Genomic DNA, 19,545 nt, shown 5'->3' on the forward strand with positions numbered 1-19,545 from the left:
GCAGACGTGGGAGGCCGAGCCACACTGCCCACTGCTGGCCGGAATGATTCCATCTCGATTCACCTCTGCGGCGGTTGGTATTCATTTGTGATCGGCGAACGATCTACCTCGCGATCGGTCGCTGGGCGGCGGGCTCGCCGCCCGGCGCGGTGCGGGAGCCGGGTGCCGTGGGCGAGCGCCGGGCTGCCGGCGGGGCGAGAGCGCTGGCTGTACGGCGTGCTCTGTCAGAGGTGTGCTGCCCCGGCCGGCGGCAGCGGGCCTCGGCCGGCCCCGGGCGGCGGCTCCCGGAGAGTGCGCCGAGACGGATGCGTCGGCGCACAGGGTATCGCCGTCCGTGGGTCCGTACGGAGTGGCGGAACGACGAAAACCGACCGTGATTCCTCGTAGACTCGTGCTGACCGGTCAGCCTACGGAGGGGAAAACATGCAGGTCGGAGCTGTTTCTTGAGATTTCTGCACACCTCCGACTGGCATCTGGGACGGTCTTTCCACCGTGTGAACCTGCTCACCGCGCAGCGCGCCTTCCTCGATCACCTCATCGAGACGGTGCGCGCCCGGGAGGTCGAAGCGGTGCTGGTCGCGGGCGATGTCTACGACCGGGCGGTGCCGCCGCTGGCCGCCGTCGAGCTCTTCGACGAGGCGCTGCACCGGCTCGCGGAGCTCGGCGTCCCCACCGTCATGATCTCCGGCAACCATGACTCCGCCCGCCGCCTCGGCGTCGGCTCCGGACTGATGGAGCGGGCCGGCATCCATCTGCGCACCGACCCGGCGGGCTGCGGCACGCCCGTGGTCCTCACCGACGCGCACGGCCCGGTGGCGCTCTACGGACTGCCGTACCTCGAACCCGCCATGGTCCGCGACACCCTCGGCGCGGCACGGGCCGACCACGCGGCGGTGCTCGGCGCGGCCATGGACCGGGTGCGGGCGGACCTCGCGGACCGCCCCGCGGGGACCCGCTCCGTGGTGCTCGCGCACGCCTTCGTCACCGGCGGGGCGGTCAGCGACAGCGAGCGGGACATCACCGTCGGCGGGGTCGCCTCCGTGCCCGCGGCGGTGTTCGACGGCGTCGACTACGCCGCGCTGGGTCATCTGCACGGCTGCCAGACCCTCACCGAGCGGGTCCGCTACTCCGGATCACCGCTCGCCTACTCCTTCTCCGAGGCCGGCCACCGCAAGTCGTCGTGGCTGGTCGACCTCGGCGCGGACGGCACCGTGCGCGCGGAGCGGGTGGACGCCCCCGTCCCGCGGCCGCTGGCCCGTATCCGCGGACCGCTGGAGCAGCTGCTGGACGACCCCGCGCTGGCCCGGTACGAGGACTCCTGGGTGGAGGCGACGCTCACCGACTCCACCCGCCCGCACGAGCCGATGGCCCGGCTCACCCGGCGCTTCCCGCACCTGCTCAGCCTCGTCTTCGACCCCGACGAGGGGCCCGCCCGCTCGCTGGCGTCGTACGCGCAGCGGCTGCGCGGCCGCAGCGACCAGGAGATCGCCGAGGACTTCGTGGAGCACGTACGGTCCGGCCGCGGCGCCGACGAGCACGAGCGGGCCGAACTGCGCTCGGCGATCGACGAGGTGCGCGTCGACGACCTGGCGGCGGAGGTGGCCCGGTGAGGCTGCACCGGCTCACGCTGACCGCCTTCGGGCCGTTCGGCGGCACCCAGACCGTCGACTTCGACCGGCTCACCCGCGACGGCCTGTTCCTGCTGCACGGGCCGACGGGCGCCGGCAAGACCTCGGTCCTGGACGCGGTGTGCTTCGCGCTGTACGGATCGGTGCCCGGGGCGCGGCAGAGCGGCCAGGCGCTGCGCAGCGACCTGGCGGACCCGCTGACCCTCACCGAGGTCGTCCTCGAACTGACCGTGGGCGAGAGGCGGTTGGAGATCACCCGGCTGCCCGAGCAGCACCGCCCCAAGAAGCGGGGCAGCGGTACGACGAAGGAGAAGGCGCAGAGCAGACTGCGGGAGTTCGTACCCTCAGGTGCCGGTGCCGGTGCCGGTGCCGGTGCCGGTGCCGGTGTGGACGGGCAGTGGAAGGCGCTGAGCCGCTCGCACCAGGAGATCGGGGAGGAGATCGGGCAGCTGCTCGGCATGAGCAAGGAGCAGTTCTGCCAGGTCGTGCTGCTGCCGCAGGGCGACTTCGCACGCTTTCTGCGGGCCGATGCCGAGGCCCGGGCCCGGCTGCTGGGGCGGCTCTTCGACACCCGGCGGTTCGCCGCGCTCGAAGAGCAGCTGAACGCGCGCCGCAAGGCCGCCGCGGAGCAGGTCGCGGCGGGCGACGAGCGGCTGCTGGCGCTGGCGCACCGGATGGCGCAGGCGGCCGGGGAGAGCGCCGACCTCGCCGGGCTGACCGGGATCGCGGACCTCGCGGCCCCGTCGCTGCCGGCGCAGGGGCGGGCCGCCGCGCCGGCGACCGCGACCGTGCCGGGGCAGGCGGGTGCCGCGGGGCGCGGCGGGCGGAGCCGTCCGGCCGCGGCGGCGCAGGATCCGGCCGCCGCCGGCCCGGGGGATCCGGGATTCGCGGACGCGGTGCTGGTGCGGGCCGCCGTCGCCCGGGTGAGCGCACGGGAGCGGCTGGCGGTCGCCGAGGCCGCGGTGCGCGCCGCGGAGACCGCGGAGGAGTCGGCGGCCCGCCGGCTGGATCAGGCCCGCGAGCGCGGCCGGCTCCAGCAGCGGTACGCGGACGCCCGGCGCCGGGCCGCCCGGCTCGACGCGTACGCCGAGGAGCGCGAGCACACCCGCGACCGGCTGGCGCGGGCCCGCGCGGCCGCCGAGGCCGCGCCCGCACTCGCGCTGCGTGATGCCGCCTGGCGCGAGCTGGACGCCGCGCAGCGCGCCGAGCGGCAGCGCAGGGCCCCGCTGCCGCCCGATCTCGCGGACGCCGGGAGCGACCAACTCGCCTCGATGGAACGGGAGTTGCGGCAGGAGCTGGGGGCGCTCGCGGCGGCCCAGCGGGCCGAACGGCGGGCCGGGGACCTCGCCCTGGAGCGGGCCTCCCTCGACCGCGAGGCGCGCGCCGACGAGGAGACGCTGCTGGACGCCGCCGAGTGGCTCGCCGCATGGGACGAGGCCCGGCGCGCCCACCAGCAGCGCATCGAGGGCGCACAGGAGGCCGCGACCCGGGCCGAACAGCTCGGTGCCCGGCTGGACCCGGCCGTCGAACGGCTCGCCGCGGCCCGCCGCCGCGACCGGCTCGGCGAGGAAGTCCAGGAAGCCGAACGGGAGTTGCTGGCCGCCAGGGAGCGGTCCGCGGCGGCCCATGAGCACTGGCTCGACCTCAAGGAGCGCCGGCTGCGGGGGATCGCCGCCGAGCTCGCGGAGGGGCTGCGCGACGGCCGGGCGTGCGCGGTGTGCGGCGCGACCGAGCACCCCGACCCGGCGCGGGCCGGCGCCGGCCATGTCGACCGGGCGGCCGAGGAGGCCGCGCTGGCCGCGCACCGCCGGGCCGAGGAGGCCCGGCAGCAGACGGAGGCTCGCTGGCAGTCCGTCAAGGAGGCGCTGGCCGGCGCCACCGCCGCGTCCGGGGACACCCCGACCGCCGAACTCGCCGCACAGGTCGAGGAGTTGCGCGCCGGGCTCGCCCGCGACCATGCGCGCGGCGCCGACCTCCACGCCGCCCGTGAGGCGCTCGCGCGCGCGGAGCGGGAGCACGAACGCCGCCGGGCCGAGCAGCAGCAGGCCGAGCGCCGGGCGGCCGCCCGTACCTCCCACCGCGAGGCGCTCGACCGTGAACGGGCCGCCCTCGAAGAGGAGTTGGCCCGGGCGCGGGGCGAGTGCGCGAGCGTCGCCGAGCGGGCCGGGCGGCTGGAGCGGCAGGTGGCGCTGCTGGCCGCCGCGGCGGAGGCGTCCCGTACGGCGCACTCCTGCGCCCAGCGGCTCAAGGAGGCCGACGCCGGTGCCGCCGACGCCGCCTACCGGGCCGGATTCGCCACCCCGCGGGCCGCCGCCGAGGCGCTGCTGCGGGACGAGGAGTGGCGAGCCCTGCAGCGGCGGCTCGACGACTGGCAGAGCGAGTCGGCCGCCGTGGCGGCCGAGCTGGCGGACCCCGAGACCCGCGCCGCCGCGGAGCAGCCGCCCGCCGACCCCGACGCCGCCCACGTCGTGCACCAGGCCGCGGCCGGACGGCTGCGCACCGCCGCGACGACGCTGGCCGCGGCCCGGGAACGCTGCGCCGCGCTCGACCGGCTCTCCGCCCGCGCCGAGGCCGACGCCCGCCAACTGGCCCCGCTGCGCGCCGACCACGACCGCATCGCCCGGCTCGCGGCGCTCGCCTCCGGCACCTCCGCCGAGAACGACCGCCGGATGCGCCTGGAGTCCTACGTCCTCGCCGCCCGGCTCGAACAGGTCGCGGCCGCCGCCAGCGCACGGCTGCACCGGATGTCGGCCGGCCGCTACACCCTCGTCCACTCCGACGAACGCGCCGGCGGCGCCCGGCGCTCCGGCCTCGGCCTGCACGTCATCGACGCTTGGACCGGCCATGAGCGGGACACCGCCAGCCTCTCCGGCGGCGAGACCTTCTTCGCCTCGCTCGCGCTGGCCCTCGGCCTCGCCGACGTCGTCACCGACGAGGCCGGCGGCACCCGCCTGGACACCCTCTTCATCGACGAGGGCTTCGGCAGCCTCGACGAACAGACCCTCGACGAGGTCCTCGACGTCCTCGACTCCCTCCGCGAACGCGACCGCAGCGTCGGCATCGTCAGCCATGTCGCGGACCTCAAGTCGCGCATCCCAGCCCAGCTGGAGGTCGTCAAGGACCGGGCGGGGTCGTCGGTCCGCCACCGCGTACACGACGCCTTCTGACCGCTGCTCGAACCGCCGGCACATCGCGGCTCGTCAGGGTGGATTCCTCTCGGTTGCGGGATCCCAGCGGCATTCGCGGTAGAGGCGGTTGTGGTCGTGCTCGGCGCCGGGTCGTCGGCGTTGCAGGGTTCGTAGCCGTGGGGGCCGATGCGGTGGTAGCAGCCGTGCTCGATGCATTCGGCTTGGCCGGGGAGGGTGCCGGGTCCCCTCCCGTCGGCCATCACTCGCGCCTGCCTACCGAAGCTATCCGCTTGGGGCTGGCGAACTCTGGGAACTCTACGCACCGACGAGACACGAGCCGAGGTCGGAGTCGACTGCGTGGCTGCGGCCGGTCGGAAGGCCTTCTCGGGAGATGCCGGGTGAGGTGGTTCACGGTGTCGGCCGAGGCTGCCAGAAGCTGGCGACCCCGCTGACACAAGGAAGTCGCCTATCCGCTCATTGCTGTCGATGATTGGTCGGTTGCTCGGACGGCGCGCAGCCGCACATCGGCGCATGCCCCGGACAATGGCCCATCAGGAGGCGAGAGCGAGCTGTAAAGAGAATGGCCCTGGTGCATTCAGTTGACCGTCCCGTGGCTGGCGTTGGCGCATATGGTCAGCCTTGCAAGTCACCATCTCCGATGGGTTCCGGCGTCACTTCGTCACCCGTCACAGCGTCAATGAAGACCGTTGACTCCACCTTTCGCTCGGGACCCCGCACCAGGGAAACCATCCAGACAGGTCGCCAAGCGTGGTTGACTCGTTGAGCAAGCAGCTTGACGGGAACCGCATCTGCGTTTCCCGCAATGTGTTCCGCCTGCTTCTTCGCTACAGTTTTCGTTACGGTGGTCTTCTGAAGTTTCGGATCTTGGATGCTTCGCGCAGCCATAGCCGTGATGCGACCAGCAGGCGAGACAGTCATGTCCAGTCGCATCGGCATCATCACTCCATCCACATAACGGCGGTAGACCAGTATGCGTGGCCCTTTCCTTTGGTGAATGGTTCTGTAGGTGACCTTGGCGCCTGCCACCTCATCGGGAAACCATTTTTTAGCGAATCGATCACCAACCGCCCGTATCTCGTCTGCGGAGAGTGAACCGGTGTCGCCTGCGCCCATCTTCGAGGTGAAGCTTTCGAGCTTTCGGTCCGGCCACAAGGCAGTAACGTCTCCACGCGCTGTTTCTGCTTTGAGTCGCCAACGTCCGCCGTTCAACTTTTCGCTCGTGGACTGCGTGATCTGCGTTTCCTTGCCGTACAGGTCGTTCACTGTCTTTTGCAGCCACGCGTCCTGCTTACGCATTTCCTTCATGTTTGCGTGCATGCGCTGCGATTTCGCCTCTTGGTGAACTGGCTCGACAGTAAAGGCGAACGATGCCGCAAGGATGAGGACACCTACCGCACCGGCGCAGATACCCCACAAGGCATCTGCCCGCGTGAAAGGCGAGCGGCGCTTCTGAACCCACGAGATCACGATCCCGAGGAAGGCGCCGAGAAGGCTGCCGAGTGCGTTCGCCTTGATGTCGTCGTAGCTACACGCGCGCCCCAGATCTGTCCATGATTGGACCAGCTCAACGCCACACGTCAACATCAACATTCCGGAAAGAGCCAAGATCGGCCGCCGGAAGAGGAGTACTGCGAGACAGCTCAGAGGGATAAACAGCAGTACGTTGAGACGCGCTGACTCGGAGCCCAGAAAGCCCTGCATGGGCAGGCCGGTATCACAAATCCCAGCCTGCCCTGAACCTCCTCCACCTGGCATAAGCGTTACGGCGAGCACGCCGGCCAGAGCCGCCGCGAAAAGCAGCGAAAGGCCGATACTCCGGCTCTTAGCCTTCGCTACCATAACTGACGGAATGCCTAGCATTACTGCGATGACGAGAAATGCCGGTATCAGGCCGGGCAGTGCGCCGATAGATGCTTCAATCACCAGGTATATCTTTCAAGAGGGCGGAAGGAGGGGTGTTTTAGCAGAGCTGTTTGATGTAAGGCGTCTCGTAACTCCTGCCATCCGCCCACATGGTGTTAACCCTCGGGTGCAAGCGATCTTTTAGCGATACGGCGTTCAGTGACTTAAGTCACCATGTTCAACCATCGACGGCGCCGGGGCATTGCCCAAAAGGAATCGGCCACTCGGGAGTCATCCAGCCACTCAAGGGGTTTGATGAATCTCTCGATGTTACGTTCGGCTGAATTGCGCCATGCGATGAGGGCGTCGTGGACGTCCTGGGTGACGGCGGGGCCAGAGGGCGGAGGCCAGGACGCGGGGGTGGACGCCTTCGCGGTGCAGGAGGAGGAGCGCCAGAGCTTCCTGCAGGAGGGCGCTGCGTTCGTCGTCGGGGGTGTCTAGGCCGGTGATCTCGTACGAGCCGATAATCCGGGCGTAGACCGCGGGTGGGGTGGGACCGGTGAGGTCGACGGCGAGGGGCGGCGCCGCTGGGCCAGGACCGTCGTCGGTGGGCGCGGCTTGAGCGAAGAGTTCGACGACAGCGTCGTGTTGTGCGGCGGGGAGGAGCTGGGCGGCGAGGTCCAGGCCGAGGAGCGGGGCGACAAGGCGGCCCTCGGGGGTGATCTCCAGTTGCCAGTTGGCGCCCGGCAGATCTGTCTGGGTCGTGGCCAGAAGATAACCGATGCCGAGCCGACCGGAGTCAGCAGCGAGTTCGCCAAGGTGCTGCGCCTCTTCCGGGGTGGGCTCGGCGCCGAGGAGGACCAGATGCGGCGCCGACTGGGCGTGCTGGGTACGGCCGGTACGGCCGGTGAGGATCGTGTCGTGCCCGGCCGCTGCAAGGGCGCGGCGGCGGTGATCGGTCTCGGCGTCCATGGTTTCGAGCAGAGCGGCCACGTCGGGCAGGTGGCGGAGCCGGGTGGGCGCGAGAGCGGGGAGGGTATCGCCGAAGCCGACGAGGGTGACGGTCATGCGGTCGGACCAGCCATTGGTCGCGAGTTCAGCGGCGATTGAGGACAGGACCGCGGTGCGGGCCGTGGGGGCGCCCGATAGCGACACGAGGCCAGGCACGGCTTCGAGGTTGAGCAGCAGGCGCGAGCCCTCCAGGGTGCCGAGGCTCACCAAGCCGGGATACGGGGCAGCGCTGCCCTCCTCTTGCGGCAGCTGCGGCACGGCTGCGCGTTCCAGACGCCAGAACATCTCCCCTTGGCCCAACGTCCAGGGAGCGGGCGGCTGACCTGCGCTGTGGGCGAGCTGGAGATGGAGTTCGGTACCGGTGAGCCAGGCGGCGTAGATGGTGGGTAGGGTCGGCCCGCGTTGTTCGACGACAGACCGAACTGGTCCATCACGTCACCGAGATACTGCGACGCGTCCGCCGCGCTCAGATTGTCGGCGGCAGCAACCTGCTTCGCCGACCGCGCATTCGCGATCGACGACGTGGAGGTCTGGCCGGCCTTTGCCAGCTCCAACTTCGCGTCCGCAGCCTTCGCCGCAGACGTACCGGGGATCTTCAGGTCGGCGCCGAGCTCACGGGCCCTCGCCGCGGCCTGCACCATCTCCTGGCCGGACGCGCCGGTGACAGCACCCCCCTCATTGATGGCGCGCTGGTACTCGTTGCCCTCTTTCGCGATCTCCGCAAGCCCGGCGACGATGCCGCCACCGACCACGAGACCGCGCAGATGGTGGGCTTCTTGCCGGGCACCGAGCAGACCGTGGAGGCCGCCCCGCGTTGCCATCTCCGTGCTCGGCCCTGTGGTCGGTGCCCTGCTTGGGGACGCGAGGTGGCGGGACGCGTCGAGAGCGGCAGGATCAGTAAAGCCCGTCGCCTGAACCCGTCGCGCCGCATGCCGTACAGTGCGCTCACTCGCGGGCAGGGGGTCCGCTGGAACCTGGGGGACGTTATGCGCCCATCTCGCCACGCCACTGCGTTCGTCGTGGCGGCGTTAGGTATCACAGCGTTTGTGACTGGCTGTTCGTCGTCAAAGGATGGGCCCGTGGAACCGCCGCACTCGTCAGTGCCGAAGCGAGAGGAGGCCACACAGGCGCCCCAGAAGCAAGTCGAGACACCAGTCGTTTCCGTAGGAAAGACGGTCTCTTACAACGCTGTTGATATCTCTTCCGGGGCAAAGACGACGATGTCCGTCACCTTTCACGCCGTCAAGTATGTGACAGCATCGGAGGTCAGTGCGGTAAAGCCCAAGGGGCGATATGCCGTGGTCACCGTGGAAGTCACCAATACCGGCGGTAAAGATGGTGGCTTCCACCCGTACGGGAAGATGAAGTGGGAGGACAAGGGCACGGCTGTGCAGGGGGTCGCCACGATGGACTCCACTGGTACGCAGAGTGTCGATACGACGTACCACCCTGGCGAGGCTGTAACCGGGGACATTGTCCTTGACGTTCCGCGCAAGGGGGGAACGGTCAGTTACTACGACGGAACCGGACCGGCATCGCTCACCTTCGTGATGCCCGCGAAATAGCGCCGACGAAGATCCCGCGCAGAGCGACTGTCCTCCGCGACTCCTGTGTGTCGCCGCGCGACTTCCTGGACGAGGCCGTCCTGGAGGGCCCGCAGGCGTGCGCTGGTCTCCTTCATCAATGAAACGGTCATCGCGATGCCGCAGGTGTATGTGTAGGGCGGGGTGGGCCAGCGGATCTCGGGGACGGTGACTGGCGGGTGGCAGGCAACGTGGGTGCGGTAGCCGAACTGATGGGGTGGAGTGCGCGTGAAGGGCTCTCTAACTTATAAGTACTTCACCCTTTTTGGAGACCTTGTAGTAGTCGGTGACCGGGAATTCCAGTTTGAACACCATTCCGAATTGCTTGCGTATGTCGGCGACCGTCTGCTGTGCTGGTTCGCGCAGGCATCGCGTGACCGGTGGATCGTTTTTCATGCACGGGCCGGGCTCTTGCACCAGCTTCCTGTGGCTGCTGCGTACGGTGTCCCATGACAAGGTCTGTGAGGGATTGGACACCTGGGCTGGTTCCGGCGTATGCGGGCCTGTCGGGTTCGGGCCGCGCCCCTGGTAGTAGTCGATAAGGTGCTTGCGGTAGTAGTCGTGGTGGAACGGGATGGTGTCTCCGGGGGCGCCGTCGGTGGAGTAGTGGTCTCCGACGGTGAAGATGCCGTCCAGGACGTCTCCGATGTGGTGGGGGTCAGCGCCGTAGTAGGCGGTGAGGCGCAGGGCGCAGCGGATCTTGTACTGGTCGTCGCCGGCCTGGAAGAACCACTGTTTCGCTGCTCCGCCTGAGCAGATGTCGTCCACGGTGACCAGGGCCAGGGTGAGGGGCGTTTTCTTGTCGTAGGCGTTTGCGATGGATCGCAGGCGTTTCTCTGCCCTGTGCCGGGATTCTTCGACCTGTGTGCTTCCTGCGAGTCTGCGTATCTCTTTGGGGCTGGTGGCGCGGTTTTGGGAGGAGCAGGCGGTCAGGGCGAAGATGAGGAGGACGGAGAGGAATCCTAAGAGGCGTTTTACGGCGTTGCGTATGGCGGTTGCGGCGTTCTGCGCCTGTTTCACGGTCATGGGGTCATTGTGTCCATGCGGTTGGTTGTGTCTATCCCTACAGGTACGCATACCGGTGCGTGGGCACCCCGTGTGGGATGCCCACGGCCGATCGTGGGTGGGTGTGGTTACAGGCCCATTCCTGCCATGGTGCGTTCCAGGGAGTTCGCGTAGAGGCACGCTCCGCCGACCTTGGGGTGGAACGACTGGGCGGAGAGGCCGTACTTGTTGATGAGGGGCCAGTCCCTGATCGGATCGTCGGATGCGGTGAGGGTCTTCACGATGCCGTGGACCTGTTCGGGGTCACCGCATACCGCCTGATTCACGAAGTCGTTCTTGGGGTTGGAGAACCAGACAGGTATGCCCTGCTTATTGGCGTCGTCGGCTGCGCCCTGCATGGCGCCGGCGAGGGTGTCGGCGGTGCTGTTGAGCCAGGCGGCGGAGGCTTCGGACAGACCTATGGTGGGCAGGCCGATGATGCTGATGTTGAGGCAGGAGCCCTTGTCGGAGATCAGGGGCGGGTAGCCCATGAGGGCGATCTTCGCCTTCGGGGCGAGCGCGTGGATCTGGTAAAGGGTCTGGGTGATGTCGGGGCGGACGATTTCGTTGATGATGCCGGGGACGGCGGTCTCCAGTGGCTGTCCGAAGAACTTCCTGTCCCGGCCGCCGACGGCGTCGTCCGGTTTGTCGAACGACTTGTCCTTGCAGTTGCCGTCTCCGAAGGAGATCAGGCACTTTTGGATGATGTCTGAGAAGCGGGCGTCGTTGCCGCCGATGGAGATGGTGACCAGGGTGTTGTTGTTGTCGAGGTAGCCCTGGTCGATCTGCGGAAGTTCCCCGCCGTTTTCCTGGACCTTGCTCAGGACGTTGTAGGTGCGGGCTCCGGAGCAGGCGATGAGGTGGTAGTCCAAGTCGAAGTTCGAGTTGTCGTCGAGGTATCCGATCGACTGGGACTCGCCGGGAAGTGTGGCCTGCCGTGACCAGGCGTAGCGCGAGCGGTGGCAGGCGTCGCGGGTCTTGTCGTTCTTCTTGTTGCGGTAGTTGGTCTCGGGGTAGTGATCGCCGTGCTTGCCGCCCGAACCAGGGACACCGCTCAGGCCACGGTGATGCGGAGTCTGGCTGAGCGAGCTGGGGTGCGGTGACGGAAGCCAGGCGGGAGTATGGGCGTCACTGTCCCCGTCCTCGCCGAAGGCGGGCCAGGTGGCTTCCTCACAGCACGTTGTGCGCAGAGCACATCGAGGGCAACCGCAAGTCACCCGCGTGGGCTCCGTAAAGTGTGAGTCATGTCGGCGGAATCCCCCCTTATACAGAGCATGCGTACGGCCGTTGCGGCGGCGCCCGATGACGTGCCCCTGCGGCTGCACCTCGCCGAGCTGCTGCTGAGCGCCGGGCATGGTGACGCCGCGGTGGGGGAGGTTTCCGTGGCGTTGCAGCACGCGCCCGGTGATGTCCAGGCACGCGAGTTGATGGTCCGAGCCCTGACAGGTACTCCGGCAACCACGCCCAGCGAAGCGGCCCTGCCTGCGTCACCGCAGGCTCCGGTGTCCGGCCAACCTTCCGCCCCCGCCTCGGGCCCGGGCTTCGACTGGCACGCCGCCGAGGACCAGGTCGGCGATGTCGTGCCGCCCCGGTTCGTGGAGGCACCGCTCACCATTGACGGCGGCGGCGACCCTGGGGACGCCGCCGCCTGGGACGTGGAGCGGCCCGGGGCCGTCCGCCTCGCCGATGTGGGTGGCATGCAGGAGGTCAAGGAGCGGCTGGAGGCCGCCTTTCTGGCGCCGTTGCGCAATCCGGAGCTGCGCCGCCTGTACGGCAAGAGTCTGCGCGGGGGGCTGCTGCTGTACGGGCCGCCCGGCTGCGGCAAGACGTTCATCGCGCGGGCCGTCGCCGGTGAGCTGGGGGCGAGCTTCTTGTCGGTGTCGGTCAACGACGTACTCGACATGTGGATCGGCAACTCCGAGCGCAACATGCACGAGCTCTTCCAGACTGCCCGCCGCCAGGCCCCGTGCGTGGTCTTCCTGGACGAACTGGATGCGCTCGGCGGAAAGCGCAGCCGCACCCAGAGCAGCGGTATGCGTAACACCGTCAACCAGTTGCTGACCGAGCTCGACGGCGTCGAGGCGGAGGCGAACGAGGGCGTGTTCGTGCTCGCCGCCACCAATGTGCCCTGGGACGTGGACATCGCGCTGCGCCGCCCCGGCCGGTTGGACCGGACCCTGCTGGTACTGCCGCCCGACGGGCCGGCCCGGGAGGCGATTCTCCGCTACCACCTGCGTGAGCGGCCCATCGAGAACGTCGACCTCGGCAAGCTCGTCAAGGCCACCGAGGGTCTGTCCGGCGCCGATCTGGCCCATGTGTGCGAGGCCGCGGCCGAGCACGCGCTGCTGGACTCGGCCCGTACCGGGACCGTACGTCTGATCGGGATGAAGGACCTGCTGGCCGCGGCGGGGCAGATCGCGCCCTCGACGGAGCCGTGGTTCGCGTCCGCCCGCAATGTGGCGATGTACGCGAATGACGGCGGGATGTACGACGACCTGGTGGCCTATCTGAAGAAGAAGCGGAAGCTGTGACCACACTGAACCCGACCGTCGAACAGGCCCAGGCTCTGATCGATTTCGAACGCTACGACCAGGCCCGGGCCCTGCTGTCGCGGCACCTCGCCGAGGACCCCGGCGACATACGCGCCTGGGTCAAGATCGGCTACTGCCACCTGTACACGGAGCAGCCCGAACAAGCCCTTCACTCGGCTGACGAGGCGCTCAAGCTGGCTCCGGAGGACTTCTTCGCACTCATCCTGCGGGCCAAGGCACTGACCCGCATACCCGACAGGGCATGGCGCGAGGCCGAGCCCGTACTGCGCGAAGCGGTCCGGGCCGACCCACAGCACTGGTACGGCTATGCGATGCTCGCGGACGCCGTATGCCGCATGTCGCTTGTCCGTTATCTCCAGGCGAATGGCTCCACATTCCCCCCGCCCCACGAGCGCGACCATGTCCTCCGCGAGGCGACCGACCTGGCCGCGGAGGCGCTGCGACTGGCCCCCGAAGAGGTCTACGCCCACGAAATCGCCCACCAGATCGCCACCTTCTCGCTCAACAACGCCCTCGCCGACCAGCTCGAACGCGCCATCCTCCGACTCGACCCCACCCACGCCGAGTCCCTGGCCGCGCAGACCAAGAAGGCTGCCCAGGCACCGGGCGTCAAGGCCGCCCGGGCCGCCGACCTCTACGCCACTGGGCTTGCGGCCGCACCGGACTCCGCCGAGATGCAACGCGGTCTCGACCAGGCCACGTACCGCATGCTGCGCGGGGTGCGGTGGCTCGCCCTGCTCTGCGTCGCCTTCGCCGGGTCGGGGATGGACCTGTTCGACGTTGAGGGCAAGGTGCAGCGGGAGTTGCCGCTGTCGCTCGGCCAGCGCCTGTGGTACCTCGTGGTGGCGACCGCCATCTGGCTCGTCGGCGCCCTGCTGCGCTACCGGCGGCGGCGCGCCGGCGTCCGGCTCAACGTGCAATCGCTGATACGCCGCCGCCGGTGGGCCCGCATAGTGCTGACCCAGGCGGCCTGGGCCATGGTGTGCGCCCTGCTGATCGCCGAAGTCCCCTGGACGGACCGGCTGTTGCCGCAGGTGCTGTTCTGGGCAGGGCTCGCGCCGACGTTCGCCACGATCTGGTTCGACCGGAAGAAGACCCGGTGAAGAACGGCCCGAGCCGCAGGGGACGCTGTTGGTTAATTCGGGGCCTGGCATAACGTCGGTCTCCAAGACCTGGTTGTGGTCTTGGAGACCGACGTTGCCGTATGGGGTGGGTGTCGATGTCGATGTGGCCAGAGAGCCGGGGGAGATCCCGGCGGAGACGGAGCGGGTGGCGCGGGCCGCGTTCCCGAAAGGCAGTCTGGCGATCCGGGTTCGGAGGCGAGCTTGGGACACTGCTCCGGGACGAGGAGTTCATCTCGACGCTGTCTCGCTGGTACATCCGCGCCTGCCGGCGGTTGACCGTTCCTCAGACCGCCGGGTAGAAGCGCCAGCCCTGGGCCCGTGAAGGTTCTCCGCCCCACATCCTCCGGAGATAAACCATGGCATCGCCATGACCTGCGGAAGTAATGGCCAATTGCTCATTGCGGTCCGGGACAATGGCTACGTCCGGGTCATTGGGGTCCGTGCCGCGGACAGCCCTGAGGTGCCACCACTGGTTCTTGTTCCCGCTGGCACAGGTCTTTACGTCGATCGCCGTGTCGACACCGTCCCGCGCTTGCGCGCAGCCACCAGCCGGGTCGCTCTTGAAGGTGAAGATCGGGTCGGAGGAGGTGCCTCCGACCCGATCCAGGCGCCAATTCTTGGACCACGTCGGCGCCTCGTTCGCGTAGACCTGCAAATAAGTGTCGGGCTTCCCTGTCGTGTTGTCCGGCAGGAGGTAGTTGTCAGTCGTCTGGCTGACAACCAAGACCGGTCGAGAGATGGGGACGCCCCGGGTGGCAGCGGGGTCGGCCTGGGCCGGGGCGACGACCACGGTGCACGTCAGGGCGAACGCGACGGCGGTGACGGCCAGGAGCCTGCGCGAGGTGCGGATGGGCACGGGTTCTCCTCTATCGGAGGTGCACGACTGCCATGCACAATGCGTTGTCCGGAACAGAACTTCCCTGATCCACCGGAAACGCTAAGACACGCATGTCCACTTCAGAAGTGCGCTAAGTCGCCACCGGAGGGACGGAGTCGAGAATGCGTCACCGTTTTCCGGCAGGGAAGCTGGGATGCCGCGTCAGCGCGTAGGAACAGGTCCAGGAACGTTGGCGAATTCTGGACCGCTACCCGTGCGGAGAATTTCACGCTAGGTGCCAGAGAGGCATGCCTGATGATTAAGTCAACGGTAAGCTTGACGGGACTTGGTGGCTTGTTGTTCACCCTGCACGTCGATATCGATTAATTGTTCGCAGTGCAAGCGCGTGAGCGAACGCCGCGCCATGAGCTCGCGACCCGTTCGAATTCCAGACGGGGAAAGTTCATGGCGGGGCTCGCATTTAAGCAGTGCCTGGCTGAATGAAACCTGTGTGCCCGTCGGGGGAATCCATGGAGATATGCATATTTTCTCACATGTGCGCGAAGGGTTCCTGCTGGTCAGGACTTTCTCTGGCACTGGACCCGGTTTTGGCGACCGAGGTCACGCGAGCCCCCGAATTAACCAACAGCGTCCGCAGGGGAACGGGCCGCTCCGATCCCGCACCCACATAGCGGCCGTTCCTCGCGGATTGCTGGTGGACAGCTTCCAGAAAATCCCGTTGACCACCTGACGCCGGTCCCGCACCGGCCTGCCCATCCGCGACGGAGCCAGCAACGGCTCGGTCACCGCCCACGACTCATCAGTCAGCTCATGACGACGCGCCACGAACAGACCAACGAACCAACTACTTTGCGGACGCGACCTATGCCTCGGCGCGCTCAACCCTCCCGAGGGTGCGATCCGTCGCGGGAGAGCCCGTGCCGACCGCGCGGCGGGGGAGCGGGGAGGAGTAGACGACGCTGGTCGTCACCGCGCCGAGTGCGCCGATGCGGCCGGAGACCTCCTCCAGATGTCGCATGGAACGGGCGGCGACCTTCAGGACGAAGCAGTCGTCGCCGGTGACGTGGTGCGCCTCCAGGACCTCCGGTGTGGTCTCCAGCAGATCGTGGAACGGCTTGTAGTTGCCGTTGGGGTAGCGCAGCCGTACGAAGGCCAGGACCGGCAGCCCGAGCCGCTCGGGGTCGACCACCGCCGTGTAACCGGAGATCACCCCGGCCTCCTCCAGGCGCCGGACCCGTTCGGTGACCGCGCTGGGGGACATGCTCACGGCGCGGGCCAGCTCGGCGTAGCCCGCGCGGCCGTTGTGCTGCAGGACGTCGAGGATGCGCCAGTCGGTGGCGTCAGGGGAATAAGGGGAATGACCGGTCATGTGTGCTGTCTAGCAGTGGAATCACCGGATGATCAAGGGTTTTGCCGGTGATCACCGCTTCCCGGGGGTGAGCGGCGGACCATAGATTATCGGCCATGATCACACAGACACCGCGTCCCACCAGCCCCGTACTGGCCACCCCGCCGGCCGCACCCGCCGACGCCGCCGCGTACTTCGCCGCCCGCCTCGCCTTCCACACCGACGTCGCCGATGTGCACACCGCGCTCGTGGCCGGCGCCGCCGACTTCGTCCTCGTCGACTCCCGCAGCACTGAGGCCTGGGACCAGGGGCACGTACCCGGCGCCGTGCATCTGCCGACCGCGCGCATCCCGCAGGACGCGGAGGAGCTGCTGGACCCGGCGGTCCCTGTCGTCGTCCACTGCTGGGGCCCCGGATGCGACGGCGCCACCCGCGCCGCCCTGGCGCTCGCCAGCCTCGGCTACCGCGTCAAGGAGATGCTCGGCGGCATCGAGTACTGGATCCGCGAGGGGTACGAGGTCGAGACCTGGCAGGGTACGGAACGCCGCCCGGCCGACCCCCTGACGGCGCCCGTCGGGGGCGGGGACTGCGGCTGCTGAGCCTCCGGCCGACCGGGAAGACCGGGAAGACTGGGAAGACTGGGGACACCTTCGCGAAAAGCGTATGACGCCCCGGGCGGACGGCCGCCAAGCTGGTGCGTCATGACCCACGACAGCACCCCGTCCGCCGACGTCCCGCGCCGTGACCCGCTGCCGCTGCTCGGCCGTACCGCGCTGGTCACCGGAGCCAGCCGGCGCGGCGGCATCGGATACGCCGTCGCCCGGCGGCTGGCCGCGTACGGCGCCGGTGTCTATCTGCACCACCATGTGCCGCACGATGCCGAGCAGCCCTGGGGAGCGGACCCGGGCGGTCCGCAGGCGGTCGTCGCGGGGGTACGCGAACTCGCCGCCCCCGGGGCGGTGGTGGCCCACGGGCCGGCCGACCTGGCCCGCCCCGACGCCCCCGCCCGCCTCGTCGACACCGCGGCCGAGACCCTCGGCGGCCGGCTGGACATCCTCGTCGCCAACCACGCGCTCAGCGGCGCCGACGGCCCCCTCGGCGCCATCGACGCCGCGATGCTCGACGCCCACTGGGCGATCGACACCCGCTCGGTGGTCCTCCTCGTGCAGGCCTACGCCCGCCGGCGCGCTAGGCAGGAGCCGGGCGGCCGGATCGTGATGATGACCTCCGGCCAGGACCGGGGCGGCGGTATGCCGGAGGAGGTCGCCTACGCGCTCGCCAAGGGCGCGCTGGCCTCGGTGACCCGTACCCTCGCCACCGGCCTGGCCGGCCTCGGCGTGACGGTCAACACCGTCAACCCGGGGCCCGTGGACACCGGTTACGCGGTCGGCGAGCTGCGCGAGCGGGTCGCCGCGAGCTTCCCCGGCGGGCGCTGGGGCGCGCCCGACGACCCGGCGCGGCTGATCGCCTGGCTGGCGACCGATGAGGCGGCCTGGATCACCGGGGAGGTCATCAACTCCGAGGGCGGCTTCCGGCGTTGAGGGCGCAGACCGTCCGTACGTCGGGTGCGCGGCCGCCCGGCCGGCCAGCAGCCGGGCGGCTTCGGCGGCCGGCCACCGCAGCGTTCTGCGGTGGCCGGTCGCCGCGCCCGTATTGCCTGGTCAGAGCGCGGACAGCTCGTTCAGCAGATCGTCCAGGCCCAGCGAGCCCTGCGACAGGGCGGCCATGTGCCAGGCCTTGAGGTCGAAGTCCGCGCCGTGCCGGGCGCGGGCCGCCTCGCGCCCCTGCAGCCAGACCCGCTCGCCGAGCTTGTAGCCGATCGCCTGCCCGGCCATGCCCTGGTAGCGGATGATCTCGCTCTCGACGAAGTCGGCCGGGCGGCTGGAGTGGCGTGCGAAGAATTCGTGCGCCAGCTGCGGCGTCCAGCGCTCGCCTGGGTGGAAGGGGGAGTCCGCCGGGATCTCCAGCTCCAGATGCATGCCGATGTCGATGATGACCCGGATGGCGCGCATCATCTGCGCGTCCAGGTAGCCCAGGCGCCGCTCGGCGTTCGTCAGGAAGCCCAGCTCGTCCATGAGGCGCTCGGCGTACAGCGCCCAGCCCTCGGCGTTGGCGCTGACGATGCCCACCGTCGTCTGGTACCGCGAGAGCCGGTCGGCGACATGGACCCACTGCGCCAGCTGGAGGTGGTGGCCCGGCACCCCCTCGTGGTACCAGGTGGAGACCAGGTCGTACGCCGGGAAGCGGGTCTCGCCCATGGCCGGCAGCCAGGTACGGCCGGGGCGGGAGAAGTCCAGCGACGGCTGGGTGTAGTACGGGGCGGCCGCGGTGCCGGGCGGGGCGATCCGCGACTCCACCCGGCGCACCCGCTCAGCCAGGTCGAAGTGGGTGCCGTCCAGCGACTCGACGGCCTCGTCCATCAGCGACTGCAGCCACTGACGGGTCTCCTCGACGCCCTCGATCGCCTCGCCGTGCTCGTCGCACCAGGCCAGCGCCTCCCACGGAGTCTTCGCGCCGGGCAGCACCTTCTCCGCCTCGGCCTCCATCTCGGCCAGCAGCCGGTGGAACTCGGACCAGCCGTACGCGTACGCCTCGTCCGCGTCGAGGTCGGCGCCGTTGTAGTAGCGGGCCAGGCGGGTGTAGCGCTCGCGGCCCACCACGTCCGGTGCGCCCGCGATGGCCGGGCCGTAGCTGTCCCGGAACCAGTCGCGCAGCTCCACCAGAGCGCCGGTCGCCACCTCGGCGGCCGCGGTCAGCTCGCCGCGCAGCGCCTCCGGTCCCGGGTCGGTGAACTCGGCGAACCAGCTGCGGTCGGTGCCGATCCACTCGTCCAACTGGCCGATGACGGTTTTGACCTGGAGCGGGCCGGCGGGCATGTCCCGCTTGCGGCCGGCGTCGAGCGCGGCGCGGTACCCCTCCAGTGCGTCGGGTACGGCGCGCAGCCGCTGGGCGATCGCCGCCCAGTGCTCCTCGGTCTCGGTGGGGGTGAGGGTGAAGACGTCCCGGACGTGGTGCAGCGGTGAGCTGAGATTGCTGACCGTGCGCAGGCCCTCGCCCGCCTCGTGCACCGCCAGCTCGGCGGTCAGCCGTTCGCGCAGCAGCCGTGCGCAGATCCGTTCGGCGGGGCTGTCCGCGCCCGGCCGGGCCTCGGCCTCGGTGAGCTTCTCCAGCGTCGCACGGGCGAGCTGGGCCACCGCTTCCTGGCCCGTCGGAGAGAAGTCGGGGAGCTTGCCGGAGCTCTCGGGGATCCCGAGGAAGGTACCGGTGATCGGGTCCAGGTCGACGAGGGCGTCGACATAGGCGTCGGCGACCTGGCGGGGCAGCGAACCGCCCCCGGAAGGAGTGGTGTTGGACATGCGGGCCATCCTCGTACGGATCACCCCGCCGCGTCACCATCAATAGCCCGGACGTTCCTGTCGCTTTACG

13 protein-coding genes and 2 pseudogenes are annotated in these 19,545 nt (G+C 69.3%); 7 read left to right on the forward strand and 8 right to left on the reverse strand.

The genetic code is table 11. The features are described 5' to 3' along the window. Positions 1–443 precede the first annotated feature (443 nt). Positions 444–1,610, forward strand: a complete 1,167-nt coding sequence (locus tag ACWD6P_RS14715) for an exonuclease SbcCD subunit D (protein ID WP_451444454.1) — start codon at positions 444–446, stop codon at positions 1,608–1,610. Next, positions 1,607–4,795, forward strand: coding sequence for an AAA family ATPase (locus tag ACWD6P_RS14720; RefSeq protein WP_451444455.1), 3,189 nt, complete (start codon positions 1,607–1,609; stop codon positions 4,793–4,795). Before ACWD6P_RS14715 ends, ACWD6P_RS14720 begins: the two co-directional genes overlap by 4 nt. Before the next feature lie 594 nt (positions 4,796–5,389). On the opposite strand, the gene ACWD6P_RS14725 is transcribed toward ACWD6P_RS14720, so the two are convergent. Both ACWD6P_RS14725 and ACWD6P_RS14730 read right to left on the reverse strand, forming a co-directional pair. Continuing rightward, positions 5,390–6,700: a VanZ family protein gene (locus tag ACWD6P_RS14725; RefSeq protein WP_451444456.1), complete on the reverse strand. Its 1,311-nt coding sequence runs from the start codon at positions 6,698–6,700 to the stop codon at positions 5,390–5,392. A 275-nt stretch (positions 6,701–6,975) separates the two neighbouring features. After that, positions 6,976–8,059: pseudogene (locus ACWD6P_RS14730) on the reverse strand (hypothetical protein); the annotation flags it as partial. A 650-nt stretch (positions 8,060–8,709) separates the two neighbouring features. On the opposite strand from ACWD6P_RS14730, the gene ACWD6P_RS14735 reads away from it, so the two are divergent. Then, entirely contained in the window at positions 8,710–9,195 is a 486-nt protein-coding gene (locus ACWD6P_RS14735; RefSeq protein ID WP_451444457.1) for a DUF4352 domain-containing protein, read from the forward strand. A 258-nt stretch (positions 9,196–9,453) separates the two neighbouring features. Here the strand turns inward: ACWD6P_RS14735 and ACWD6P_RS14740 are convergent, their stop codons facing one another. Beyond that, positions 9,454–10,239, reverse strand: a complete 786-nt coding sequence (locus tag ACWD6P_RS14740; protein ID WP_451444458.1) for a hypothetical protein — start codon at positions 10,237–10,239, stop codon at positions 9,454–9,456. A 107-nt stretch (positions 10,240–10,346) separates the two neighbouring features. After that, positions 10,347–11,474 (reverse strand): SGNH/GDSL hydrolase family protein, encoded by a 1,128-nt coding sequence (locus ACWD6P_RS14745; RefSeq protein WP_451444459.1) that lies wholly within the window; start codon positions 11,472–11,474, stop codon positions 10,347–10,349. Between the two features lie 27 nt (positions 11,475–11,501). Here ACWD6P_RS14745 and ACWD6P_RS14750 point away from each other — a divergent pair, with 27 nt between their 5' ends. Both ACWD6P_RS14750 and ACWD6P_RS14755 read left to right on the forward strand, forming a co-directional pair. Continuing rightward, entirely contained in the window at positions 11,502–12,788 is a 1,287-nt protein-coding gene (locus ACWD6P_RS14750) for an AAA family ATPase (RefSeq protein ID WP_451444460.1), read from the forward strand. After that, a complete protein-coding gene (locus ACWD6P_RS14755) occupies positions 12,785–13,912 on the forward strand; it encodes a tetratricopeptide repeat protein (RefSeq protein ID WP_451444461.1) in 1,128 nt (375 codons plus the stop codon). Before ACWD6P_RS14750 ends, ACWD6P_RS14755 begins: the two co-directional genes overlap by 4 nt. Before the next feature lie 304 nt (positions 13,913–14,216). Here ACWD6P_RS14755 and ACWD6P_RS14760 read toward each other — a convergent pair whose 3' ends face one another. The 3 genes and pseudogenes from ACWD6P_RS14760 to ACWD6P_RS14770 all read right to left on the reverse strand — a co-directional run bounded on the left by ACWD6P_RS14760 (position 14,217) and on the right by ACWD6P_RS14770 (position 16,140). Beyond that, a complete protein-coding gene (locus ACWD6P_RS14760) occupies positions 14,217–14,789 on the reverse strand; it encodes a hypothetical protein (RefSeq protein ID WP_451444462.1) in 573 nt (190 codons plus the stop codon). A 621-nt stretch (positions 14,790–15,410) separates the two neighbouring features. Further along, positions 15,411–15,653 (reverse strand): annotated as a pseudogene (locus tag ACWD6P_RS14765) (transposase); the annotation flags it as partial. After that, on the reverse strand, positions 15,634–16,140 hold the full coding sequence (locus tag ACWD6P_RS14770) for an Lrp/AsnC family transcriptional regulator (protein WP_451444463.1): 507 nt from the start codon (positions 16,138–16,140) through the stop codon (positions 15,634–15,636). The gene ACWD6P_RS14770 and the pseudogene ACWD6P_RS14765, both read right to left, overlap by 20 nt. 95 nt (positions 16,141–16,235) lie before the next feature. Here ACWD6P_RS14770 and ACWD6P_RS14775 point away from each other — a divergent pair, with 95 nt between their 5' ends. Beyond that, positions 16,236–16,718, forward strand: a complete 483-nt coding sequence (locus ACWD6P_RS14775; RefSeq protein ID WP_451444464.1) for a rhodanese-like domain-containing protein — start codon at positions 16,236–16,238, stop codon at positions 16,716–16,718. Positions 16,719–16,820: 102 nt separating this feature from the next. Continuing rightward, complete coding sequence (locus ACWD6P_RS14780) at positions 16,821–17,660, forward strand: SDR family oxidoreductase (protein ID WP_451444465.1); 840 nt, start codon at positions 16,821–16,823, stop codon at positions 17,658–17,660. Between the two features lie 120 nt (positions 17,661–17,780). Here the strand turns inward: ACWD6P_RS14780 and ACWD6P_RS14785 are convergent, their stop codons facing one another. Continuing rightward, positions 17,781–19,475 carry a DUF885 domain-containing protein gene (locus ACWD6P_RS14785; protein WP_451444466.1) on the reverse strand — a complete coding sequence of 565 codons (1,695 nt, stop codon included), beginning with the start codon at positions 19,473–19,475 and terminating at the stop codon, positions 17,781–17,783. Positions 19,476–19,545 lie beyond the last annotated feature (70 nt).

The sequence above is a fragment of the Streptomyces sp. NPDC002446 genome (genome assembly GCF_053595675.1).